Origin of the sequence: Blastococcus sp. TF02A-30 (genome assembly GCF_003319185.1) — a bacterium.
Taxonomy (GTDB): Bacteria; Actinomycetota; Actinomycetes; order Mycobacteriales; family Geodermatophilaceae; genus Blastococcus.
In genome coordinates, this window is the sequence record NZ_QOHJ01000001.1 from 811,432 (window position 1) to 828,690 (window position 17,259).

The window sequence follows — 17,259 nt, forward strand, 5'->3', positions numbered from 1 at the left end:
GCCTGAGCCCTCGCTGGCGCTCGGGCTCAGAGGACCGGGACGCGGACGGCGTGGGCGTCCGGGGGTGGGGTCCCGAACAGGGCGGGATCCCGCTCGGGCGCCGGCTCGGTGGTCAGATCGGCGGTCTCGATCCGGTCCCAGCGGAACCACCTCGGCGCCTGCCGGTCCTGGCACCACCCGATGAGGTACCACCGGTCCCCGGTCCGCACGAGCAGGTGCGGCTCCACCCGGCGACGGGACACCGCCCCCTCCCCGTCCCGGTAGCGGATGGCCACCACCCGTCCGCGCAGCAGCGCCTCCTCGAGCACCGCCGCGGGAGCGGGCCGCCCGCGACCGCCCCGGACCCACACCCGGCCGCCGAGCCGCTCCGCCTCCTGCCGCGCGCCGGGCCCCATCACGTCCAGCACCTTCTCGAGCGCCGTCCGGCCGTCGGCGGCGAACGGGGCGTCCGACGCCCCCGCCAGGGCGACCGCCACCGCGACGGCCTGGGCGGGCGTGAGGTTCACCGGGGGGAGCGTCGCGGCGGCGTCGAGGACGTAGCCGCCACCCGGCCCGCCGCTGGCCCAGATCGGCACACCCGCCTGCTGCAGGGCGGAGACGTCCCGCTTGATCGTCCTCGGCGAGACCTCCAGCCAGTCGGCGAGCCGCTGCGCCGTCCGCCCCCGTGCGCCCGCGCGGCGCAGCTCCTCGGCGAGGGCGTGCATCCGGTCGGTGCGGTTCACCGGCAGATCGTCGCAGAAACGGTGACAGGACGGTGTCACCCGACCGGCCGGACCATGGCCCCATGACTCGATCGCGCTCTTCCACTCCGTCCTCGGCGTCCGTCCGGGGATCATCGACGCCGCCGACCGCCTGCGCACCGCAGGCCACCGGGTGCACGTCGTCGACCAGTACGACGGGCTGGTCTTCGACGACTACGCCGAGGCCGGCGCGCACGTGGAGCGCGTCGGGTTCCCTGCCCTCATGGCTGCCGCCCTCGAGGGGGTCGCCGACCTCCCCGACGGGTTCGTGGCAGCCGGCTTCTCCAACGGTGCCGGCATGGCCGAGCACGTGGCGCTCCAAGGGCGCTGCGCCGGCGTCCTGATGGTCTCGGGCGCGCTGCCGCTGGCGGTGCTGGGCGCGGCTGCGTGGCCGTTCGCCGTCCGGGTTCAGCTGCACTCCGCGGAGGGCGACCCGATGCGCCACCGGGAGTGGGACGAGGACTTCCTGGCCGCCGCGCGAGCATCCGGGGCGCCGGTCGAGGTGTTCGAGTACCCGGTGGCCGGCCACCTGTTCACCGACCCGAGCCTCCCCGGGGAGCACGACGCGCCGGCGACCGAGCTGCTGTGGACGCGGGCGCTGGCGTTCTGCGCCGCCGTCGAACGTCAGCCCTGAGCCGTCCCCGCGCCGGGCCTGGGGTCCCACCACCGGTCGTGCGGCTGCGCCCGGCTCGTGGTGGGGTGGGCCAGGTGTCGGCGGCGAGCGGAGAGCAGCGGTGACCGGCGCGCCGTGGCCGCTGCTGCCGAGCTGGCTGGCCCTGGCCGCCACCGCCGTCGTGATCGTCGCGGCCGGGGTGCGGCTGACCCGCGTCGCCGACTCGCTGTCCGAGCGCACCGGCCTGGGTGACGCCCTCGGCGGCGCGCTGCTGCTCGGCGCGGTGACCTCGCTGCCGGGGATCGTCACCACCGTGACCGGATCGCTCGAGGGCGACCCCGGATTCGGCCTGGCCAACCCCATCGGCGGCGTGGCCGTGCAGACGGTGTGGCTGGCGCTCGCCGACCTGGTCTACCGCCGGGCCAACCTCGAGCACGCGGCCGCCTCGCTGGAGAACCTGCTGCAGGCGCTGATCCTGGTCGCGCTGCTCGCGGTCCCCGTCATCGCCTACGCCACGCCGGACCTGCGCCTGGGCTGGATCCACCCCGTCACCCTGCTCATCCCGGTCGCCTACGGGTACGGGCTGCACCTGCTCCGGAGGCTGCAGCGGTCGCCGATGTGGGAACCGGTGCTCACGACCGCGACCGAGCGGGCCGGCGAGGGACCCGGCGCCAGCCAGGCCCGGATGTCGTCGTTGTGGCTGCAGCTCGCCGCTCTCGGGCTGGTGGTCGGCGTGGCCGGGTGGGTCATCGGGCAGGCCGGGCTCGGCGTCATCGCCGCCACCGGTCTGCCCAGCACGCTGGTCGGTTTCACCTTCACGACCGCGATCACCTCGCTGCCCGAGCTCGTCGTGCTCGTCACCGCCGTCCGGATGGGAACCCCCACGCTGGGGGTCGGCAACATCATCGGCGGCAACACCTTCGACACGCTGATGATCGCGATGGCCGACGTCTTCTACCTGGAGGGCCCGGTCTACCGGGACGCCGGCGACCAGAGCCTGGTGCTGCTCGGCGGCACCATGCTCATGACCGCCGTGCTGGCCGGCGGCCTGGTGGTGCGGGACCGGAAGGGCATCGGCTTCGAGGGCCTGGTGCTCCCGCTGGTCTACGCCGGCACCGTGGCGCTGATCTTCGCCACGGGCTGAGCCGGCACGACGAGAGCCCGGGGAGCGGTGCGCTCCCCGGGCCCTCGTCGTCCGGTCAGCGGCGCCGCCGCCTCGCGCGCCGGAGCTCGCTGACCAGGAGCGCGACGCCGGCGACGATGAGCACGATCCAGGCCAGCCCGCCGTCGAGCAGCTCCTCCGGCAGGTCCACCGGCGACATCAGCACGACCGCCAGGGCGATGAACATGAGTCCGGGGACCAGCGCGCCGAGGTCGGGACGGCGGCGCTGCGGCCTCCCGTCCTCGGTCTCCAGCGGCGTGACGGTCTGCCACTCCTCGGCCTGGCGCTCCTGCCAGCCGGTCGGCGTGGTCGGGAACTCGCTGTAGTCAGCCACGGATCACCTCCACGTTGCCCATCCCGCCGTCGACGTCCAGGACGATCTCCGGCTCGCCGTCGTCGACCCAGGAACCCGGGCCGGTGCCCTCGAAGGTCCCCTCGGTCAGGCCCCGCGTGCCGAAGATGCGCGTCTCCCCGAGGCCGCTGTCGATCGTCACGCGGACGTCGGCGTCCCGGGGGATGACCACCTCGAGGTCACCGAGGCCCTGGTCCACCCGCGTGCGGATCGGCTCGTCCAGGTCGCTGACGTCCACCTCGGACAGGTCGACGGTCATGTTGCCGAGGCCGCCGTCGTAGACCCGGCGCACGTCGTCGGCGACGGCGGGTGCGTACCTCCGGTCGCCGACACCACCGGAGGCGCGGTCCCACGGGACGGACTCCGCGGCGATCAGCGCCAGCGAGAGGACGGCGCCGACGGCGATGAGCCCTCCGCGGGCGGTGCGCCCGGTCGAGAACGCCGCGACCACCAGCGCGGCACCGACGACGATCAGCGCGGCCCCGAGGAAGGGGGTGGCGTCGGGTTCCCAGCCGGTGAACCGGGAGACCAGCGCCAGCGTGCCCAGCACGATGAGCAGCGCCGCGAGCGTCACGCCCGGTAGCGGCGACCGGGGCCCGGCCGGCGTCCTGACCCGGACCGGCCGCTCGTCCGGTCCGGCTCCCACCGGGGTGGCCGGCATGAGCAGCCAGAGCAGCAGGTAGACCAGCAGGCCGGTGCCACCGGCCAGGGCCAGGGCCACGAAGCCCACGCGCCAGAGCAGGGCGTCGATCCCGCTGTACTCGGCCAGCCCGCCGCTGACGCCGCCGAGCACCTTGTCGGTGCGGCTGCGCCGCAGCTGCGGCCGCGCGGGCGGACCGGGTGGGGGCGGCGGGGGCTGCCAGGCCGGCGGTTCCAGCGGCGGGGCCGGCGGCGGAGGAGGTGGTGCCGATGTCATGGGACCAAGAGTGCCGACCGGACCGCGGCCGGACCATCAGGGAAGGCCCCCAACCGACCCTGGTTCCTCTTCCGGGGTGATCACCGGTACCGGCCGGTGATCGGGCGGTGCGACGATCCCTACCGTGACCACGACCGTGCCCGGCGCCGCACCGCGCCCGCCGCTGGCCCGGCCCCGATCGGGGCGGGCCATCGCCGGTGTCGCCGCGGGAACTGCCGCGCACCTGCGGCAGGACCCGCTCGTGGTCCGGATCGCCTTCATCGTCCTGGCGACGATCGGCATCGGCATCGTCGCCTACGCGCTCCTGTGGCTGACCATGCCGGTGGCCGCGCCGGGCGACGAGCCGGAGGCACCCGTCACCCCGGGCTGGCGGCCCCGGGGCGCGCGGCAGTGGATCGCCACCGTGGTCGTGGCCATCGTGGCGACCAGCCTGCTGGGCCAGCTGACCCAGTGGACGAGCAGCGACGTCGTCCTGCCCCTCGTGCTGGTCGGCGCCGGGCTGGCGGTGATCTGGCGGCAGCTGGACACCGACCGCACCCTCGCCGTCCCCGGCACGCGGTGGACCCTGTTCGGCGGGGTGCTGCTCGCCGGGGCCGGGCTGGTGTTCCTCCTGGCGACGACCGGGCAGCTGGCCAACGCGCGCAACGGCTTCGCCGCGACGCTGGCCATCCTCGTCGGCGTGGTGCTGGCCAGCGCCCCGCTGTGGCGGCGGCTGCTGGACTCGCGGGACGAGGAGCGGGCGGCGCGGGTCCGGTCGGAGGAGCGCGCGGCGGTCGCCGCGCACCTGCACGACTCGGTGCTGCAGACGCTCGCGCTGATCCAGCGGCACGCCGACGAGCCGCAGGCGGTCGGCCGGCTGGCCCGTTCCCAGGAGCGGGAGCTGCGCGCCTGGCTGTACGACCCCGAGGTGGTCCGGCGGGGCGGCACCTGGGCCGGCCTGGTGGCCGGCATCGTGGCCGAGGTCGAGGCCGACCACGCACTCGTCGTCGACCCCGTCGTCGTCGGCGACGCCCCGGTGGACGACGCCCTGGCGGCGCTCGGCGCGGCCACCCGGGAGACGCTGGTCAACGTGGCCAAGCACGCCGGCGTGACCGGCGCGGACCTGTACACCGAGGTGACCCCCCAGCGGGTCTCGGTGTTCGTCCGCGACCGGGGCAAGGGGTTCGACGTGGACACGGTGCCGTCGGACCGCCGGGGGCTGCGCGACTCGGTCAGCGGCCGGCTGGCCCGGCTGGGCGGGACCGCGCAGGTGCGGTCGGTCGTGGGGGAGGGGACCGAGGTGGAGCTGGTGCTCCCGCGGGACGCGGATGTGAGGAGCACGGCATGAGCGGATCGGGAACGCCCCGGGTGTTCGTCGTCGACGACCACGCGATGGTCCGGACCGGCGTGCGCGCCGAGCTCGGCGACGCGGTCACGGTGGTCGGGGAGGCCCCGGACGCCGACAGCGCGATCGCCGGCATCCGCGCGACCCGGCCCGACGTCGTCCTGCTCGACGTGCACCTGCCCGGGGGTGGCGGCCGGGCGGTGCTCGAGGCGCTGCGGGCCGAGCTGCCGGACGTGCGCTGGCTGGCGCTGTCGGTGTCCGACGCCGCCGAGGACGTCATCGCCGTCATCCGCGCGGGCGCCCGCGGCTACGTCACCAAGACGATCTCCGGGCCCGACCTCCTCGACGCCGTGCGCCGGGTGGCCGACGGCGACGTCGTCTTCAGCCCCCGGCTGGCCGGGTTCGTCCTGGACGCCTTCGCCGCCGGGGGCGCGGTCGCCCCCGAGCCGGCCGCCGAGGAGGCGACCGATCCGGGGCTGGACCTGCTCAGCGCCCGCGAGCGCGAGGTGATGCAGCTGCTGGCCCGCGGCTACACCTACCGGGAGATCGGCTCGCGGCTGTTCATCTCCGTGAAGACCGTCGAGTCCCACGCGTCGAACGTGCTGCGCAAGCTGCAGCTGTCCAACCGCAACGAGCTCACCCGCTGGGCGGCGACCAACCGCCTGCTCTGACTACCGGGGCTGGGACTCCACCCACGTGCGGGCCTCGCTGACCACCGGGTCCGGGTCGACGGCGCCGGCGAGCACGACCCAGCCGTTCATCGGCCGGCCCGGCATCGGCTCGAACGGTTCGGCGGCGCCCGCGCCGACGAGCTCGTCCCGCCGCGCGGGCGGCAGCTTCACGACCAGCTGCTCGTGCCACCGGATCGCGAAGAACCTCCGCCCGGTGCGGAGCCCGACGCAGCCGAACATCGTCCCGGGGGTGACGTCGCCACCGCGGGTGCGCTCGACCAGGTCCTCCCAGGAGTCCGTCATGCGCGCAGCCTGGCAGCGATGCCGGCCGCGAGCTAGACCGCGAACGCCGCCGCGCGGAACGCCTCGAACAGCGGCGGTGGCTGGGGGGAGCTCCACATCTGGTTGGTGAGCAGCACCGCCGTCACCCCGGTGACCGGATCGGTCCACCAGGAGCTGCCCAGACCGCCGTCCCAGCCGTAGGAACCGGCGTGCCGGCCGCCCGGCTCGTCGGTGGTGCGCACGCCGATACCGAGGCCCCAGCCGCCGCCCTCGTCGTCCACCGGTCCGACCTGCTCGGTGGTCATCGCGCGCACCGCCCGGGGGCTGAGCACGGGGCCACCTCCGGTCTGCAGCATCCGGGCGAAGGCGGCGAGGTCGTCGACGGTGGACACCAGCCCGTCCCCGCCGTCCGGGAAGGCGGGCGGCCGCGACCACTGCCCGTCCGCGGGGTCGTAGACCTCGCGCGCGCCCTCCGGACCCGGCGGGGCCCAGTGCGGGCCCAGCCGGTCCCGGGCGGGGACCGGGACCCCGAAGCCGGTGCTGCCCATGCCCAGCGGCACCAGCACCCGCTCGGCGAGCAGCTCGGGCAGTGGCCGGCCGGCGGCGCGGGCGACGAGCACGCCGAGCACGCTGGCCCCCGCGTGGTAGAGCCAGCGCTCGCCCGGCTGGTGCGCCAGCGGAACGGTGGCGAGCCGCCGCAGCCACTCGTCGGGCGGCGGGGCGGACTGCGGGGACGGCGGCCCGACGGGCAGCCCCGCCTCGGCGAGCGCCGTCAGCGTGGGTGACGGCCAGGGCGCGGTGAAGTCGATGCCCAGACCCAGCCGGAAGGTGAGCACGTCGCGCACGGTGATCGGCCGCCGGGCGGGCACCGTGCCGGCGCCGGCGTCCGCGGCGTCGACGAGGACCTGCCGGTCGGCGAGCTCCGGCAGGAGGCCGTCCACCGCCGCCTCCAGGTCGAGGACGCCGTCGTCGACCAGCGCCATCGCCACCGCCGCGACGACCGGCTTGGTCGTCGACGCGATCCGGAAGACGCTCTCCGGCGTGACCGCGTCCTCCGAGCCGGGGGTGTGCACGCCCGCCGCGCCGCGGGACAGCACGGTGCCGTGGCGGTCGACCCGCCACGCCGCTCCGGGCACCTGCCCGTCCGCCACCGCCGCGGTCACCGCTGCCGCGATGCGCTCGCCCTGGTCCACGCCGCCTCCTCGTCGTCCCCGTCCGGGATGGGACCGCGGGCCCGGCCGGAACTGATCGGTCAGGCGGTGTGGACGACGTGGAACGCCTCGGCGAGCCGGCCCTCGGGCAACCCGAACCGCCGGGCGGTCTCGCGCATCCAGCCGGTGACGAACTCCTCCAGCTGCCCCTCCGGCTGGTGGCTCACCTGGGTGACGTGCGACCTCAGCGCGGCGAACTTGCGGTCCGCGACCTCGGTGACGTCGACGGCGTGGTCGGCGCGGGGGCTCGCGCCCAACCACACCTCCGGCACCGTCCAGGCGTCGAGGCCGTCGTCGGCGAGCAGCTCGGGGAAGGCGAACGGGTTGCGGGCGTCGGGGTACACCGCGCGCAGCGTCGACTCGCCGACGGTCATGTGGTCGGGGTGGCTGGCGCCGATCCGCTCCCAGAACCGCTCGGGCGAGCTGGTGAGCACCCGCTGCGGCCGCACCTGGCGGATCACCCGGGTGATGTCGCGGCGCAGGTCCAGGGTCAGCTCCAGCCGCCCGTCCGGGTAGCCGAGGAACCGCACGTCCTCGACCCCGACCTCCTTCGCGGCGGCGCGCTGCTCCTCCCGGCGCAGCGGTCCCATCCGGTCGCGGGGCGTCTCGTCGAACCCTCCGGCGTCGCCGTCGGTGACGATGCAGTAGACGACCTCGGTGCCGGCCGCGGTCCACGTGGCCACCGTGCCGGCGGAGCCGAAGTCGACGTCGTCGGGGTGGGCCAGGACGCAGAGCGCCCGCTCCACGTGCTCGGCGGGGCGGGAGGGCGGCGGGGAGGTCACGCGCGGAGCCTAGATCCGGGGGTGCGGACCGGCCGACCGCGGTGCGAGCAGCCGGCCGGCCCGCGCCCGGCAGCGGTGCCGCCCGCGGGATCACGGCGGGGATGGCGCAGCGCTGCCGGGCAGCTCGGCTCAGCCGGGGAGGACGAGCGCGCGGTAGGCGGACCCGCGGTGGCGCTGCAGCCGCCGCAACCGCGACGGGCGCGCGGGCGGTGCGGTCGCGCGGATCCGCTCGGCGACGTCGGGCGGCAGCGGGTACCGGAACGGGGGCACGGGCGACGGGGCGGACATGTCCCGGAGAGGCGGCACCGACCGGCCCGGATACAGCGGCGGGGACGCGGTCCGGGACACTCGGCCGGTGCCGAGCTTCACGATCTACGCCGCGCTGCGTGCCCGGGCGGCGGTGGACGACGCCGTCGTCGGCAGGGTGACCGCCGCGCTGCGCCCCGGCGACGACGACATGCGGGTGTGGCGGGAGCCGGACCGCGCCGTGGTGCGGGCGTCGACCGAGGTGACGGCCGACGACCCGGCGGCGGCGCTGGAGCTCGCCCGCGCCCTCGGCGACGACCTGGCCGGGTGCTGCCCCGGGGACGTCGAGGAGGCCGCGGCGCTCGGCGACGACGACTCGCTGGTCTGGCGCGCCTGGCTCTGAGGCACCGCCGCGCAGCTCAGAGCCGGCCGCGGCCCTGGCGGAGCAGCATCATGCCGAGCGCGGCGCCGTCGTCACCGAGCGCGGCGCGGAACCGGGCGAGCACCTGCTGCTCGCGGGAGAGGTTGAGCCGGGTGCCGCCGCTCGCGGACCGCAGGGCGCCGATCTGACGGGAGACGGCGAGCCGCCGCTGCACCAGCGCGATGATCTCGGCGTCGCAGGCGTCGATCTCGGCGCGCAGTTCGGCGATCCGCTCCACGTCGGAACCGGTGACGGCGACAGGGGCGGGGGTCTGGCTGCTCATGGGGTGTCCTTCGGGGGCTGGTGGTCCGCAGGGCCCCTGAGACGACGAACGCCCCGGGGCTCTTCGGGCCCGGGGCGTCTGTTGCGGCGGTTGCTCAGCCAGCGGTGACGGACACCGGATCCCGGTGGCCGTAGTAAAAGCTGACCGTGGCGAGCACGTGCCGGAGTCTGCCACAGGCCCGGCCGGAACCGCCACGGGCGCTCTGGGACGGGTGTGGCTGGGGTTCTCCGCCGCCGGGGAGTGTCCCCCGGTCGGCTTACAGTGATGTGGTCATGAGCAGCGTCCAGGAAGCCCTGCCGGGTACAGCCGCCCTCCAGCGATCGGCCAAGGGCCAGGTGGGGCGCGAGCTCGACCGCATGCTCGCCGGCCTCAACGGCCCGCAGCGCCAGGCCGTCGTCCACGAGGGCGGGCCGCTGCTCATCGTCGCCGGCGCCGGATCGGGCAAGACCCGGGTGCTCACCCACCGCATCGCCTACCTGCTGGGCGCCCGCGGGGTGCAGCCGGGCGAGGTCCTCGCGATCACCTTCACGAACAAGGCCGCGGGGGAGATGAAGGAGCGCGTGGCGGCGCTGGTCGGCCCGCGCGCCCGCGCGATGTGGGTGTCGACCTTCCACTCGATGTGCGTGCGCATCCTGCGCGCCGAGGCGGCCAAGCTCGGCCTGAAGTCCTCGTTCACGATCTACGACCAGGGCGACTCGGTCCGGCTGATGACGATGGTCGCCCGCGACCTCGACCTCGACGCGAAGCGGTATCCCGGCAGGAGCCTGGCCAACCAGGTGTCCAACCTGAAGAACGAGCTGGTCGACGAGGAGTCCTTCAGCCCCCAGACGGCGCCGGAGAAGGTGCTCAAGGAGGCGTACACGCTCTACCAGCGGCGGCTCCGCGAGGCGCACGCCATGGACTTCGACGACCTGATCATGAACACGGTGCACCTGCTCCAGGCGTTCCCCGACGTCGCCGAGCACTACCGCCGCCGGTTCCGGCACGTCCTCGTCGACGAGTACCAGGACACCAACCACGCGCAGTACATGCTGGTCCGCGAGCTGGTGGGCACCGGCGAGGGGCCGGTGCCGATGGCCGAGCTGTGCGTCGTCGGCGACGCCGACCAGTCGATCTACGCCTTCCGCGGGGCGACCATCCGGAACATCGACGAGTTCGAGCGCGACTACCCGCAGGCGACGACGATCCTGCTGGAGCAGAACTACCGCTCCACGCAGCGCATCCTCAAGGCCGCGAACACGGTGATCGCCAGGAACACCGGCCGCCGGCCGAAGAACCTGTGGACCGACTCGGGCGACGGCGAGCTGATCGAGGGCTACGTCGCCGACAACGAGCACGACGAGGCCGCCTGGGTGGCCGAGCAGATCGACGCGCTGGTCGACGAGGGCCAGTTCAGGCCTGCCGACATCGCGGTCTTCTACCGCACGAACAACGCCTCGCGCGTGTTCGAAGAGGTCTTCATCCGCGTCGGCATGCCCTACAAGGTCGTGGGCGGCGTGCGCTTCTACGAGCGCAAGGAGGTCCGCGACGCGCTGGCCTACCTCAAGGTCGTGGCGAACCCGGCCGACGTGGTCAGCCTGCGCCGGGTGATCAACACCCCGAAGCGCGGCATCGGCGAGCGCGCCGAGACGTGCGTCGAGAACTTCGCCGACCGCGAGCGCATCCCGTTCGCCGCGGCGCTGCGACGCTGCTCCGAGGTCGGCGAGCTCGCCACCCGCTCGCTCAAGGCGATCCAGGAGTTCGTCGCGCTGCTCGAGGAGTTCGAGCAGCTGGTGGAGACCGGCTCCGGGCCTGCGGCGCTGCTGGAGAGCATCCTCGACCGCACCGGCTACCTGACCGAGCTGCAGGCGAGCACCGATCCGCAGGACGAGGGCCGGGTCGACAACCTCAACGAGCTCATCTCGGTGGCCGCCGAGTTCGAGGCGGCCAGCCCGAACGGAACGGTCACCGACTTCCTCGAGCAGGTGTCGCTGGTCGCCGACGCCGACCAGATCCCGGTCTCCGGTGACGAGGCGGGCGTGGTCACCCTGATGACCCTGCACACGGCGAAGGGGCTGGAGTTCCCGGTCGTCTTCCTCACCGGCATGGAGGACGGCGTCTTCCCGCACCTGCGGGCGCTCGGTGATCCCCGCGAGCTGGAGGAGGAGCGCCGGCTGGCCTACGTGGGCATCACCCGGGCCCGGCAGCGGCTGTTCCTGTCGCGGGCCACGGTGCGCACCAGCTGGGGCCAGCCGGCCTACAACCCGCCGTCCCGGTTCCTCGACGAGCTGCCGGGCGACACCGTGCACTGGGAGCGCAAGGAGGCCGCCCCGCTCACGGGGTACTCCTCCGCGCAGGCGCGGGTCGCCTCGACCGGTCTGTCGACCGGTGGGCTGCGCGGCGGCGCGGGCAACCGCCCGGTCATCTCCGTCGACGTCGGCGACCGGGTCAGCCACGACGCGTTCGGCCTCGGCACCGTCGTCGAGGTCAACGGTGCGGGTGACAAGGCCCAGGCGACGGTCGACTTCGGCTCCGGCGGCACCAAGCGCCTCGTTCTCCGCTACGCCCCACTCGTGAAGTTGTAGGAGGACTGGTCCGGTCCCGAGGAGTGGGGGCCGGAGGCCTCCGCGATCGAGGGACGAAGCGGCTCAGCGGTGTCGGGACGGCACGTGGCCGCGGTCTTCCGGAGGACGACGGTGTCAGGGCCCGGAGGGTCGCCGACGAGCGAGCAAGCACGGCTCAAAGCAGGAGGGGAACGGCACCTGGCCGCGGTGTCGGCCGGAGGCCGACAGGAATCACAGCCCGACGCCGCGCTCCGCCAGCCACACCTTGGGGTCGGTCGGGCGGCCGTCCATGCCGCCGCGGTGGATCTCGTAGTGCAGGTGCGGCCCGGTGGACTGGCCCTCGTTGCCGACCTTCGCGATCTGGTCGCCGGCGTGCACGATGTCGCCGGCGGAGACGTTGTAGTAGCGCATGTGCCCGTAGATGTGCACGTTGCCGTCGGCGTCCTGGATGTAGACGGCGTTGCCGTAGCCGGAGGCGCGGCCGGCCTTGATGACCACGCCGTCGCTGGCCGCGTAGATCGGGGTGCCGAGGGGTGCGGCCAGGTCCAGGCCGTAGTGCATGGTTCCCCAGCGCTTGCAGAAGCAGGTGGTGAGGCGGCCGGTGACCGGCAGGACGGTCTTCGGCGCGCGGGCGGCGCGGGAGGCGGCGAGCTCGCCCAGGCGGGCCTGCGCCTCGGCCTCGGTGATGCCGCGGCGGACGCCGGCGTCGTCGACCCCGCCGCTGAAGCTGACGTCCGTCGCGACGCCGAGGCCCAGGTCGGAGGCCGACACGGTGACCTCGTCCCCGCCGGTGCCGAGCACGGCGGGCGCGGCGGCCAGCAGGGCGCCGGCCACGAGCGCGGTGAACCAGAGGTGCGCGCGGCGGCCGGGGGGCTGGGGGAGGCGGAGGCGGCGCGTCCGGGACCCGGTGCTCTCGGGCAGCGGGGCGGCCTCGGTGGGGGGCTCGGCCTCGGCTGCCGCTGCCGCGGCGCGGGGCCGGGGGATGAGCGGTCGCGCGAGGGCGGCCCGCTCGACCGCAGGACGGTCGAGCACGTGGGGCGCACTGCTGCGAGACACGGCGCACCTTCCCGACGAGCGCTCCCGCGGTCGGGCGCCGGACGGCGTTCCGCCGGGGGAGCGGCGGCGGCTGGAGGGTGGTCGCCCGCGGGCGGTCACCCGCCGGTGGTCACCGGCGCCGTGATCGAACCGTAACGATGCGTCAGGGCCCGACCAAGCACCTGGCGCGACGTGTCGCGATGTCTACAGGTCGTGATGACGACCGTCAGGCGACGGTGCGGATCGGGGCGGGGGCCGGCGTGCGCTCGGCGCCGGCGAGGGTCATGGCCACCTCGTCGAGCACCCCGCGGTGGATCGGCAGCGACATGTGCCCCACGCCCCGGACCAGCACGTTGCGCGCCCCGAGGTCGGGGTGGTCGCACCGGCCCGCGCTGGTGGGCAGGACCATCTGGTCCAGGTCGCTGTAGATCGCCGTCAGCCGGGTGTCGCACCGCTGCACCGGCTCGGCCAGCTCGCGGAGGACGGGCGATCCGGGTCGGAGCTGGCGGACCATCGGCGTCGGCAGGGCGTGCGCCAGCAGCGATCCGCCGTGCGGCGTGCCGAGGGTGACCAGCGCGTCCACGCGCCGGTCGCCTCCCTGCCGCTGCACGTAGTGGCGGGCGATCAGGCCGCCGAGGCTGTGCCCGACCACGTGGATGCGGTCGTGCCCGGTCCGGGCGCAGATCTGCTCGACGTGCTCGCCGAGTTCCTGCGCCCCGCGGGCGACGTCGCGGAGCAGCGGGCTGTAGTTCCACGAGCAGACGGAGCCGAAGCCGCGTCGCCGGAGGCGGTGGCGCATCACCGCGAAGATCGAGCGGTTGTCGACCAGGCCGTGCACGAGCAGCACGGGGGTGCGGGCGGCCAGCGGATCGGCGGCGAAGAGCGCGCGGGCGGCGGGGGACTGGCTGCCGGGGCGGGAGCGCGGGTCGGGGCGGAGCTGCTCGGTGCGGGTCCCGAGCGGGTACATGAGGACGTGCGCGCCCACCCAGGCCAGCTCGGTGAGCCCGCCGGCCAGCGTCGCGGGGCTGCAGAGCGCCCGGAGCACAGCTCGTGGCGCGCCCTCCGCGGAGCCGTCGGTGTGCGACTCTGGTCGGGAGCCCGGGGTGCTCGATGGGCGCATGACGTTCCTCCCCGTCTGTTCCCACCGGCGGTGCCCGGGCTCGACCGTGCCGGTGGCGGATGCACGCTCCTGTGCTCCGTTCACCCGACGGTAATACCCGTGTGTGGCGGGTGTCACACAGACGCCCCCCGCGGGTCGGCCATCGAGGCCGGTTCGTGATCGAAGGAGAAGGGGGAACCGCGTGGCCGCCCGCGACGCCCGCACCGGGGCCGCCCGCGACCGGGCCCGGTCGTCGCGCACCCGCCCGTCCCCGCGGCCGTCCGGCCGTGGCGCCGCCGGTCCGGCGCAGCCGCCGGCCGCCCGCGACGGGCTCGTGGTGGGCGCCGTCCCCCCGGCGGCGCGGCTGACCGGCGTCCTGCTGGTCCTCGCCGGGCTGCTCGGCGCGGCGGCGGCGTTCCCCACGTACCTCGAGGTGGACGGGCGCTCGCTGGCGCACGCGGGCGGGTTCGGCAGCGCCCTCGTCGCGCTGCTCGCGCCGCTCGTCACCGTCGCGGTGGGCGTCGTGCTCGCCCGGGGCGCGGTTCCGAAGTTCGGGCTCGCCTACGCGGCCGTGGGCGGCGCGCTCGCCCTCGGCCAGCTGCTCATCGAGTTCTACCGCGGCAGCACGTCGACCTCCCGCCCCGCCGTCGAGGTGCTGGCCGGGGAGCTCGTGCTGACCAGCGGGATCGCGAGGGGCCCGGGCTGGCTGCTGGGGGTCGCGGCGCTCGGCCTGACCGTGGCGGCGGGCGCGCTGGCCGTCTCCGCCTGGGGGCGGACGGTGATGGACGACGGGGGACCGCTCGACCCGGTGCGCGGCGTGCTGGCGGGGGCGGCCGTGCTGCTCGGCGTCGGCACCGTGCTGTGCCTCTCCCTGCCGGCGGCCGACGTCCCGGACGACCTCGTCACCGACCCGGCCACCGGCCTCGTCGTCGTGGTGACCCGAGAGGGCCCGCAGGCGCTGCTCGAGCGCCCCGGGCTGGCGCTGCTGGGCGGGCTGCTGCTCGCCGGTGCGGTGGTGCTCTGCTCGGTGGTGGCCCCGTCGCTGCGGCCGCGGCTCGCCGTGGTGGGTGGGCTGCTGGCTCTCTCGGTGGCGGTGCTGACCGCCGGGCTGACCGGCTGGCGCGACGCGCTCGCCAGCGACGAGCTCGACTGGACGCTGCCCGGCGGGGGACTGGTCGTGGCCGGCCTGGCCTACGTCGCGCTCACCGCACTCGCCTGGCGGCTCCGGCGTAGCGCAGGTCACTAGGCTGCCTGCCGTGGACGAACGCATCCGGGTGGTCATCGCCAAGCCGGGCCTCGACGGGCACGACCGGGGCGCCAAGGTCGTCGCCCGCGCGCTGCGCGACGCGGGCATGGAGGTCGTCTACACCGGCCTCCACCAGACGCCGGAGCAGATCGTGGAGACCGTGGTGCAGGAGGACGCCGACGCGGTCGGGCTGTCCGTCCTCTCCGGGGCGCACATGACGCTGTTCGCGCGCCTGACCGAGCTCATGCGCGAGCGCGGCGTCGACGACGTCGTCGTCTTCGGCGGCGGGATCATCCCGGACGAGGACATCCCCGAGCTCGAGCGCCTCGGCGTCACCCGCATCTTCACGCCGGGGGCCACCACCACCGACATCGTCGACTGGGTGCGGACGCACGTGGGGACCCCCGCCGGCACGTGAACCCGGCCTAGGCGACCGGCACCGTCAGCGACTGGACGGCGCCGGCCCCGGTGGTGATCGTGACCGGCTGCGGGAGCGTGGCTCCGCGGTAGGCCAGATCGCCGCCGGCGAGCACGACCGCCAGCCGGTGGCCCGCGGCGAAGCGGTGCACGATGCCCGGCAGCTCGATGGTGACCGGGCGGGTCACGTCCCCGATCCGCACCGGGGAGATCAGCCGGTTCGGCAGCTCCACGGCGCCGTCGGGCCCGATGTCGTAGACCTTCGCGTACGCGACCAGCTGCCCACCGGGACCACCGAGCTGCGTGGCCGCGACGGCCGGCGAGCCGAGCTGCACGGTCAGCCGGGGGGAGCCGACGACGTCCAGCGGCCGGGCCAGCGGCTCGGTGGCGAACCGGACGGCCGTCCCGGCCGGGTCGGTGACCGGCCCGGTCTGGTCGAGGAACGACGTCTCGGTGTAGTTGGGCCCGAACGGCCCCGCGCTGCCGTAGCCGCTCGTGCCACGCCGCACCTGCCGCTGGTCGGGCACCAGATCGCCACCGCCCGGCGCGGTGCTGGACAGGTGGTAGGTCAGCTCGCGCCCGAGGGGGTAGGTCGGCGCGACCCCGTAGGCCTCGCTGATCGAGCCGCCGGCGGCCTGCACCCAGTCGCGGTGGAAGGAGAAGTCCGTCGCCGGCTCCGGGCCGAGGCCGCGCACGTGGTGGTCCAGCCAGGCCAGGGCGCGGGCGCCGAGGTAGCTGTCCTGCGGGTGGCGCAGGTCCATCTCGCCGGGGGCCGACGTGGAGTCGCTGTGCCCGGAGGACTGCCAGACCAGCGCGGTGGGCGTGCCCTGCTCCCGCAGCGCCGTGTAGGTGGCGACCGACTCCTGCAGGTTGAACAGCGTGTCGGCCTGACCCTGCACCAGCAGCGCCGGCACCCGCACCTGGTCCACGTAGCTCGCCACCGAGTTGGAGCGGAGGAAGTCGATCGACGCCTGGCTGGGGTGGCCCTGCAGTGCCACCTCGGCGAGCGCCCGGCACACCTCGGGCTCGAAGTTCACGCACGTGGTACGGGCGAACGCCTGCCAGCGCGCCGGATCGCGCAGGGCGGCGAGGTCCTGCGCCCCGTTGATCGCGCCGAGCGCGGTGAACAACGCCGCCCACTGGTACTTGAAGACGCCGGCCGACGACGACCGCAGCGAGCCGGACGCCGCCGTGCCGCCGGGCAGGCCGCTGTTCTCCGGGGCCAGCGAGTAGGCCAGGTCGTTCCAGGTGATCGAGGGGACGATGGCGTCCAGGCGGTCGGTCCCCGCCCGGCGCTCGGCCGCCGCGGCCGCGAACTGGATCTGGCCGCCGTACGAGCCGCCGAGCATGCCGACCTGCGGATCGTGCACCGGTGGGCGGCCCCGGCGCGGCCGGTCCTCCCGGACGACCTGGTCCACCACGACCCGCTCGCCGGTCGCGTCGTCGACCGCCTCGATCGACGGGTCGCCGCCCAGGAAGCGCAGCAGCTGGCCGGCGGCGGCGCCGTCGTGCTCCACGTCGTCGAGGGTGATGGGGCACAGGTCGCCGTCGACGAAGCCGAGGCCGGTGTAGGAGAGCGTGACGTAGCCGTGCTCACCGAACCCCTGCGCGAGGTCGGCCTGGTCGGCCTTCGTGCCGCCGAAGCCGTTGGTCGCCAGCAGCGCGGGCGCCGGGTGCGCGGCGTCCACCCCGGCCGGCACGTACAGGTCGGCGTCGATCCGGCAGGTCCGGTTCTCCGGCCCCAGCCCGGTGACGGTGATGGTGAGGTCGCGCGGCGCCATGTCGGCGGCGGCCGGTGGGGCGAGGGCGACCGTCCCCCCGGCGGTCACGGCAGCGCTGAGCAGGGCGGTCGCGGATCGGCGCACAGGGGCTCCTCGTCGTCGGCGTGCGGCGGCGGTGCGGCGGGTCCGGCGTCC

General features: G+C 75.2%; 18 protein-coding genes and 1 pseudogene. 8 read left to right on the forward strand and 11 right to left on the reverse strand.

Going from position 1 to position 17,259, the window contains the following annotated elements; genetic code table 11:
• Positions 1 to 26: 26 nt before the first annotated feature.
• Complete coding sequence (locus DQ241_RS03980; RefSeq protein WP_113828786.1) at positions 27 to 722, reverse strand: YafY family protein; 696 nt, start codon at positions 720 to 722, stop codon at positions 27 to 29.
• 52 nt (positions 723 to 774) lie between these two features.
• On the opposite strand from DQ241_RS03980, the pseudogene DQ241_RS03985 reads away from it, so the two are divergent.
• Both DQ241_RS03985 and DQ241_RS03990 read left to right on the forward strand, forming a co-directional pair.
• Positions 775 to 1,374, forward strand: a pseudogene (locus DQ241_RS03985) (dienelactone hydrolase family protein); the annotation flags it as partial.
• A gap of 100 nt (positions 1,375 to 1,474) precedes the next feature.
• The gene (locus tag DQ241_RS03990; RefSeq protein WP_233492185.1) at positions 1,475 to 2,497 is read left to right on the forward strand and encodes a sodium:calcium antiporter; all 1,023 of its coding nucleotides are present in this window, start codon (positions 1,475 to 1,477) and stop codon (positions 2,495 to 2,497) included.
• A 55-nt stretch (positions 2,498 to 2,552) separates the two neighbouring features.
• Here DQ241_RS03990 and DQ241_RS03995 read toward each other — a convergent pair whose 3' ends face one another.
• Positions 2,553 to 2,849: a hypothetical protein gene (locus tag DQ241_RS03995; RefSeq protein WP_113828788.1), complete on the reverse strand. Its 297-nt coding sequence runs from the start codon at positions 2,847 to 2,849 to the stop codon at positions 2,553 to 2,555.
• The gene (locus tag DQ241_RS04000) at positions 2,842 to 3,783 is read right to left on the reverse strand and encodes a PspC domain-containing protein (RefSeq protein ID WP_113828789.1); all 942 of its coding nucleotides are present in this window, start codon (positions 3,781 to 3,783) and stop codon (positions 2,842 to 2,844) included. The genes DQ241_RS03995 and DQ241_RS04000 overlap by 8 nt, the downstream gene beginning before the upstream one ends.
• A gap of 124 nt (positions 3,784 to 3,907) precedes the next feature.
• On the opposite strand from DQ241_RS04000, the gene DQ241_RS04005 reads away from it, so the two are divergent.
• Together DQ241_RS04005 and DQ241_RS04010 are read left to right on the forward strand one after the other, a co-directional pair.
• Positions 3,908 to 5,110: an ATP-binding protein gene (locus tag DQ241_RS04005; protein ID WP_113828790.1), complete on the forward strand. Its 1,203-nt coding sequence runs from the start codon at positions 3,908 to 3,910 to the stop codon at positions 5,108 to 5,110.
• Positions 5,107 to 5,778, forward strand: a complete 672-nt coding sequence (locus tag DQ241_RS04010) for a response regulator transcription factor (RefSeq protein WP_113828791.1) — start codon at positions 5,107 to 5,109, stop codon at positions 5,776 to 5,778. The genes DQ241_RS04005 and DQ241_RS04010 overlap by 4 nt, the downstream gene beginning before the upstream one ends.
• On the opposite strand, the gene DQ241_RS04015 is transcribed toward DQ241_RS04010, so the two are convergent.
• From DQ241_RS04015 to DQ241_RS20500, 4 genes are all read right to left on the reverse strand, one after another.
• Positions 5,779 to 6,081: a TfoX/Sxy family protein gene (locus DQ241_RS04015; RefSeq protein ID WP_113828792.1), complete on the reverse strand. Its 303-nt coding sequence runs from the start codon at positions 6,079 to 6,081 to the stop codon at positions 5,779 to 5,781.
• 32 nt (positions 6,082 to 6,113) lie between these two features.
• Positions 6,114 to 7,253 (reverse strand): serine hydrolase, encoded by a 1,140-nt coding sequence (locus tag DQ241_RS04020; RefSeq protein WP_158545866.1) that lies wholly within the window; start codon positions 7,251 to 7,253, stop codon positions 6,114 to 6,116.
• Positions 7,254 to 7,312: 59 nt separating this feature from the next.
• A complete protein-coding gene (locus DQ241_RS04025; RefSeq protein ID WP_113828794.1) occupies positions 7,313 to 8,053 on the reverse strand; it encodes a PIG-L deacetylase family protein in 741 nt (246 codons plus the stop codon).
• Positions 8,054 to 8,182: 129 nt separating this feature from the next.
• Entirely contained in the window at positions 8,183 to 8,341 is a 159-nt protein-coding gene (locus DQ241_RS20500) for a hypothetical protein (protein ID WP_158545867.1), read from the reverse strand.
• A 67-nt stretch (positions 8,342 to 8,408) separates the two neighbouring features.
• Here DQ241_RS20500 and DQ241_RS04030 point away from each other — a divergent pair, with 67 nt between their 5' ends.
• Positions 8,409 to 8,702, forward strand: a complete 294-nt coding sequence (locus DQ241_RS04030) for a hypothetical protein (RefSeq protein WP_113828795.1) — start codon at positions 8,409 to 8,411, stop codon at positions 8,700 to 8,702.
• Positions 8,703 to 8,718: 16 nt separating this feature from the next.
• On the opposite strand, the gene DQ241_RS04035 is transcribed toward DQ241_RS04030, so the two are convergent.
• Entirely contained in the window at positions 8,719 to 9,003 is a 285-nt protein-coding gene (locus DQ241_RS04035; protein WP_113828796.1) for a chorismate mutase, read from the reverse strand.
• A gap of 272 nt (positions 9,004 to 9,275) precedes the next feature.
• Between DQ241_RS04035 and pcrA the strand changes: the two genes are divergently transcribed.
• Complete coding sequence (pcrA, locus tag DQ241_RS04040) at positions 9,276 to 11,567, forward strand: DNA helicase PcrA (protein ID WP_113828962.1); 2,292 nt, start codon at positions 9,276 to 9,278, stop codon at positions 11,565 to 11,567.
• A 210-nt stretch (positions 11,568 to 11,777) separates the two neighbouring features.
• Here the strand turns inward: pcrA and DQ241_RS04045 are convergent, their stop codons facing one another.
• Both DQ241_RS04045 and DQ241_RS04050 read right to left on the reverse strand, forming a co-directional pair.
• Positions 11,778 to 12,602 carry a M23 family metallopeptidase gene (locus DQ241_RS04045; RefSeq protein ID WP_113828797.1) on the reverse strand — a complete coding sequence of 275 codons (825 nt, stop codon included), beginning with the start codon at positions 12,600 to 12,602 and terminating at the stop codon, positions 11,778 to 11,780.
• Positions 12,603 to 12,807: 205 nt separating this feature from the next.
• Positions 12,808 to 13,701, reverse strand: coding sequence for a triacylglycerol lipase (locus tag DQ241_RS04050; RefSeq protein WP_113828798.1), 894 nt, complete (start codon positions 13,699 to 13,701; stop codon positions 12,808 to 12,810).
• 181 nt (positions 13,702 to 13,882) lie between these two features.
• Between DQ241_RS04050 and DQ241_RS04055 the strand changes: the two genes are divergently transcribed.
• Both DQ241_RS04055 and DQ241_RS04060 read left to right on the forward strand, forming a co-directional pair.
• A complete protein-coding gene (locus tag DQ241_RS04055; RefSeq protein ID WP_233492186.1) occupies positions 13,883 to 14,926 on the forward strand; it encodes a hypothetical protein in 1,044 nt (347 codons plus the stop codon).
• Between the two features lie 10 nt (positions 14,927 to 14,936).
• Entirely contained in the window at positions 14,937 to 15,344 is a 408-nt protein-coding gene (locus DQ241_RS04060; protein WP_113828799.1) for a cobalamin B12-binding domain-containing protein, read from the forward strand.
• Between the two features lie 7 nt (positions 15,345 to 15,351).
• On the opposite strand, the gene DQ241_RS04065 is transcribed toward DQ241_RS04060, so the two are convergent.
• A complete protein-coding gene (locus tag DQ241_RS04065; protein WP_113828800.1) occupies positions 15,352 to 17,208 on the reverse strand; it encodes a CocE/NonD family hydrolase in 1,857 nt (618 codons plus the stop codon).
• Positions 17,209 to 17,259 lie beyond the last annotated feature (51 nt).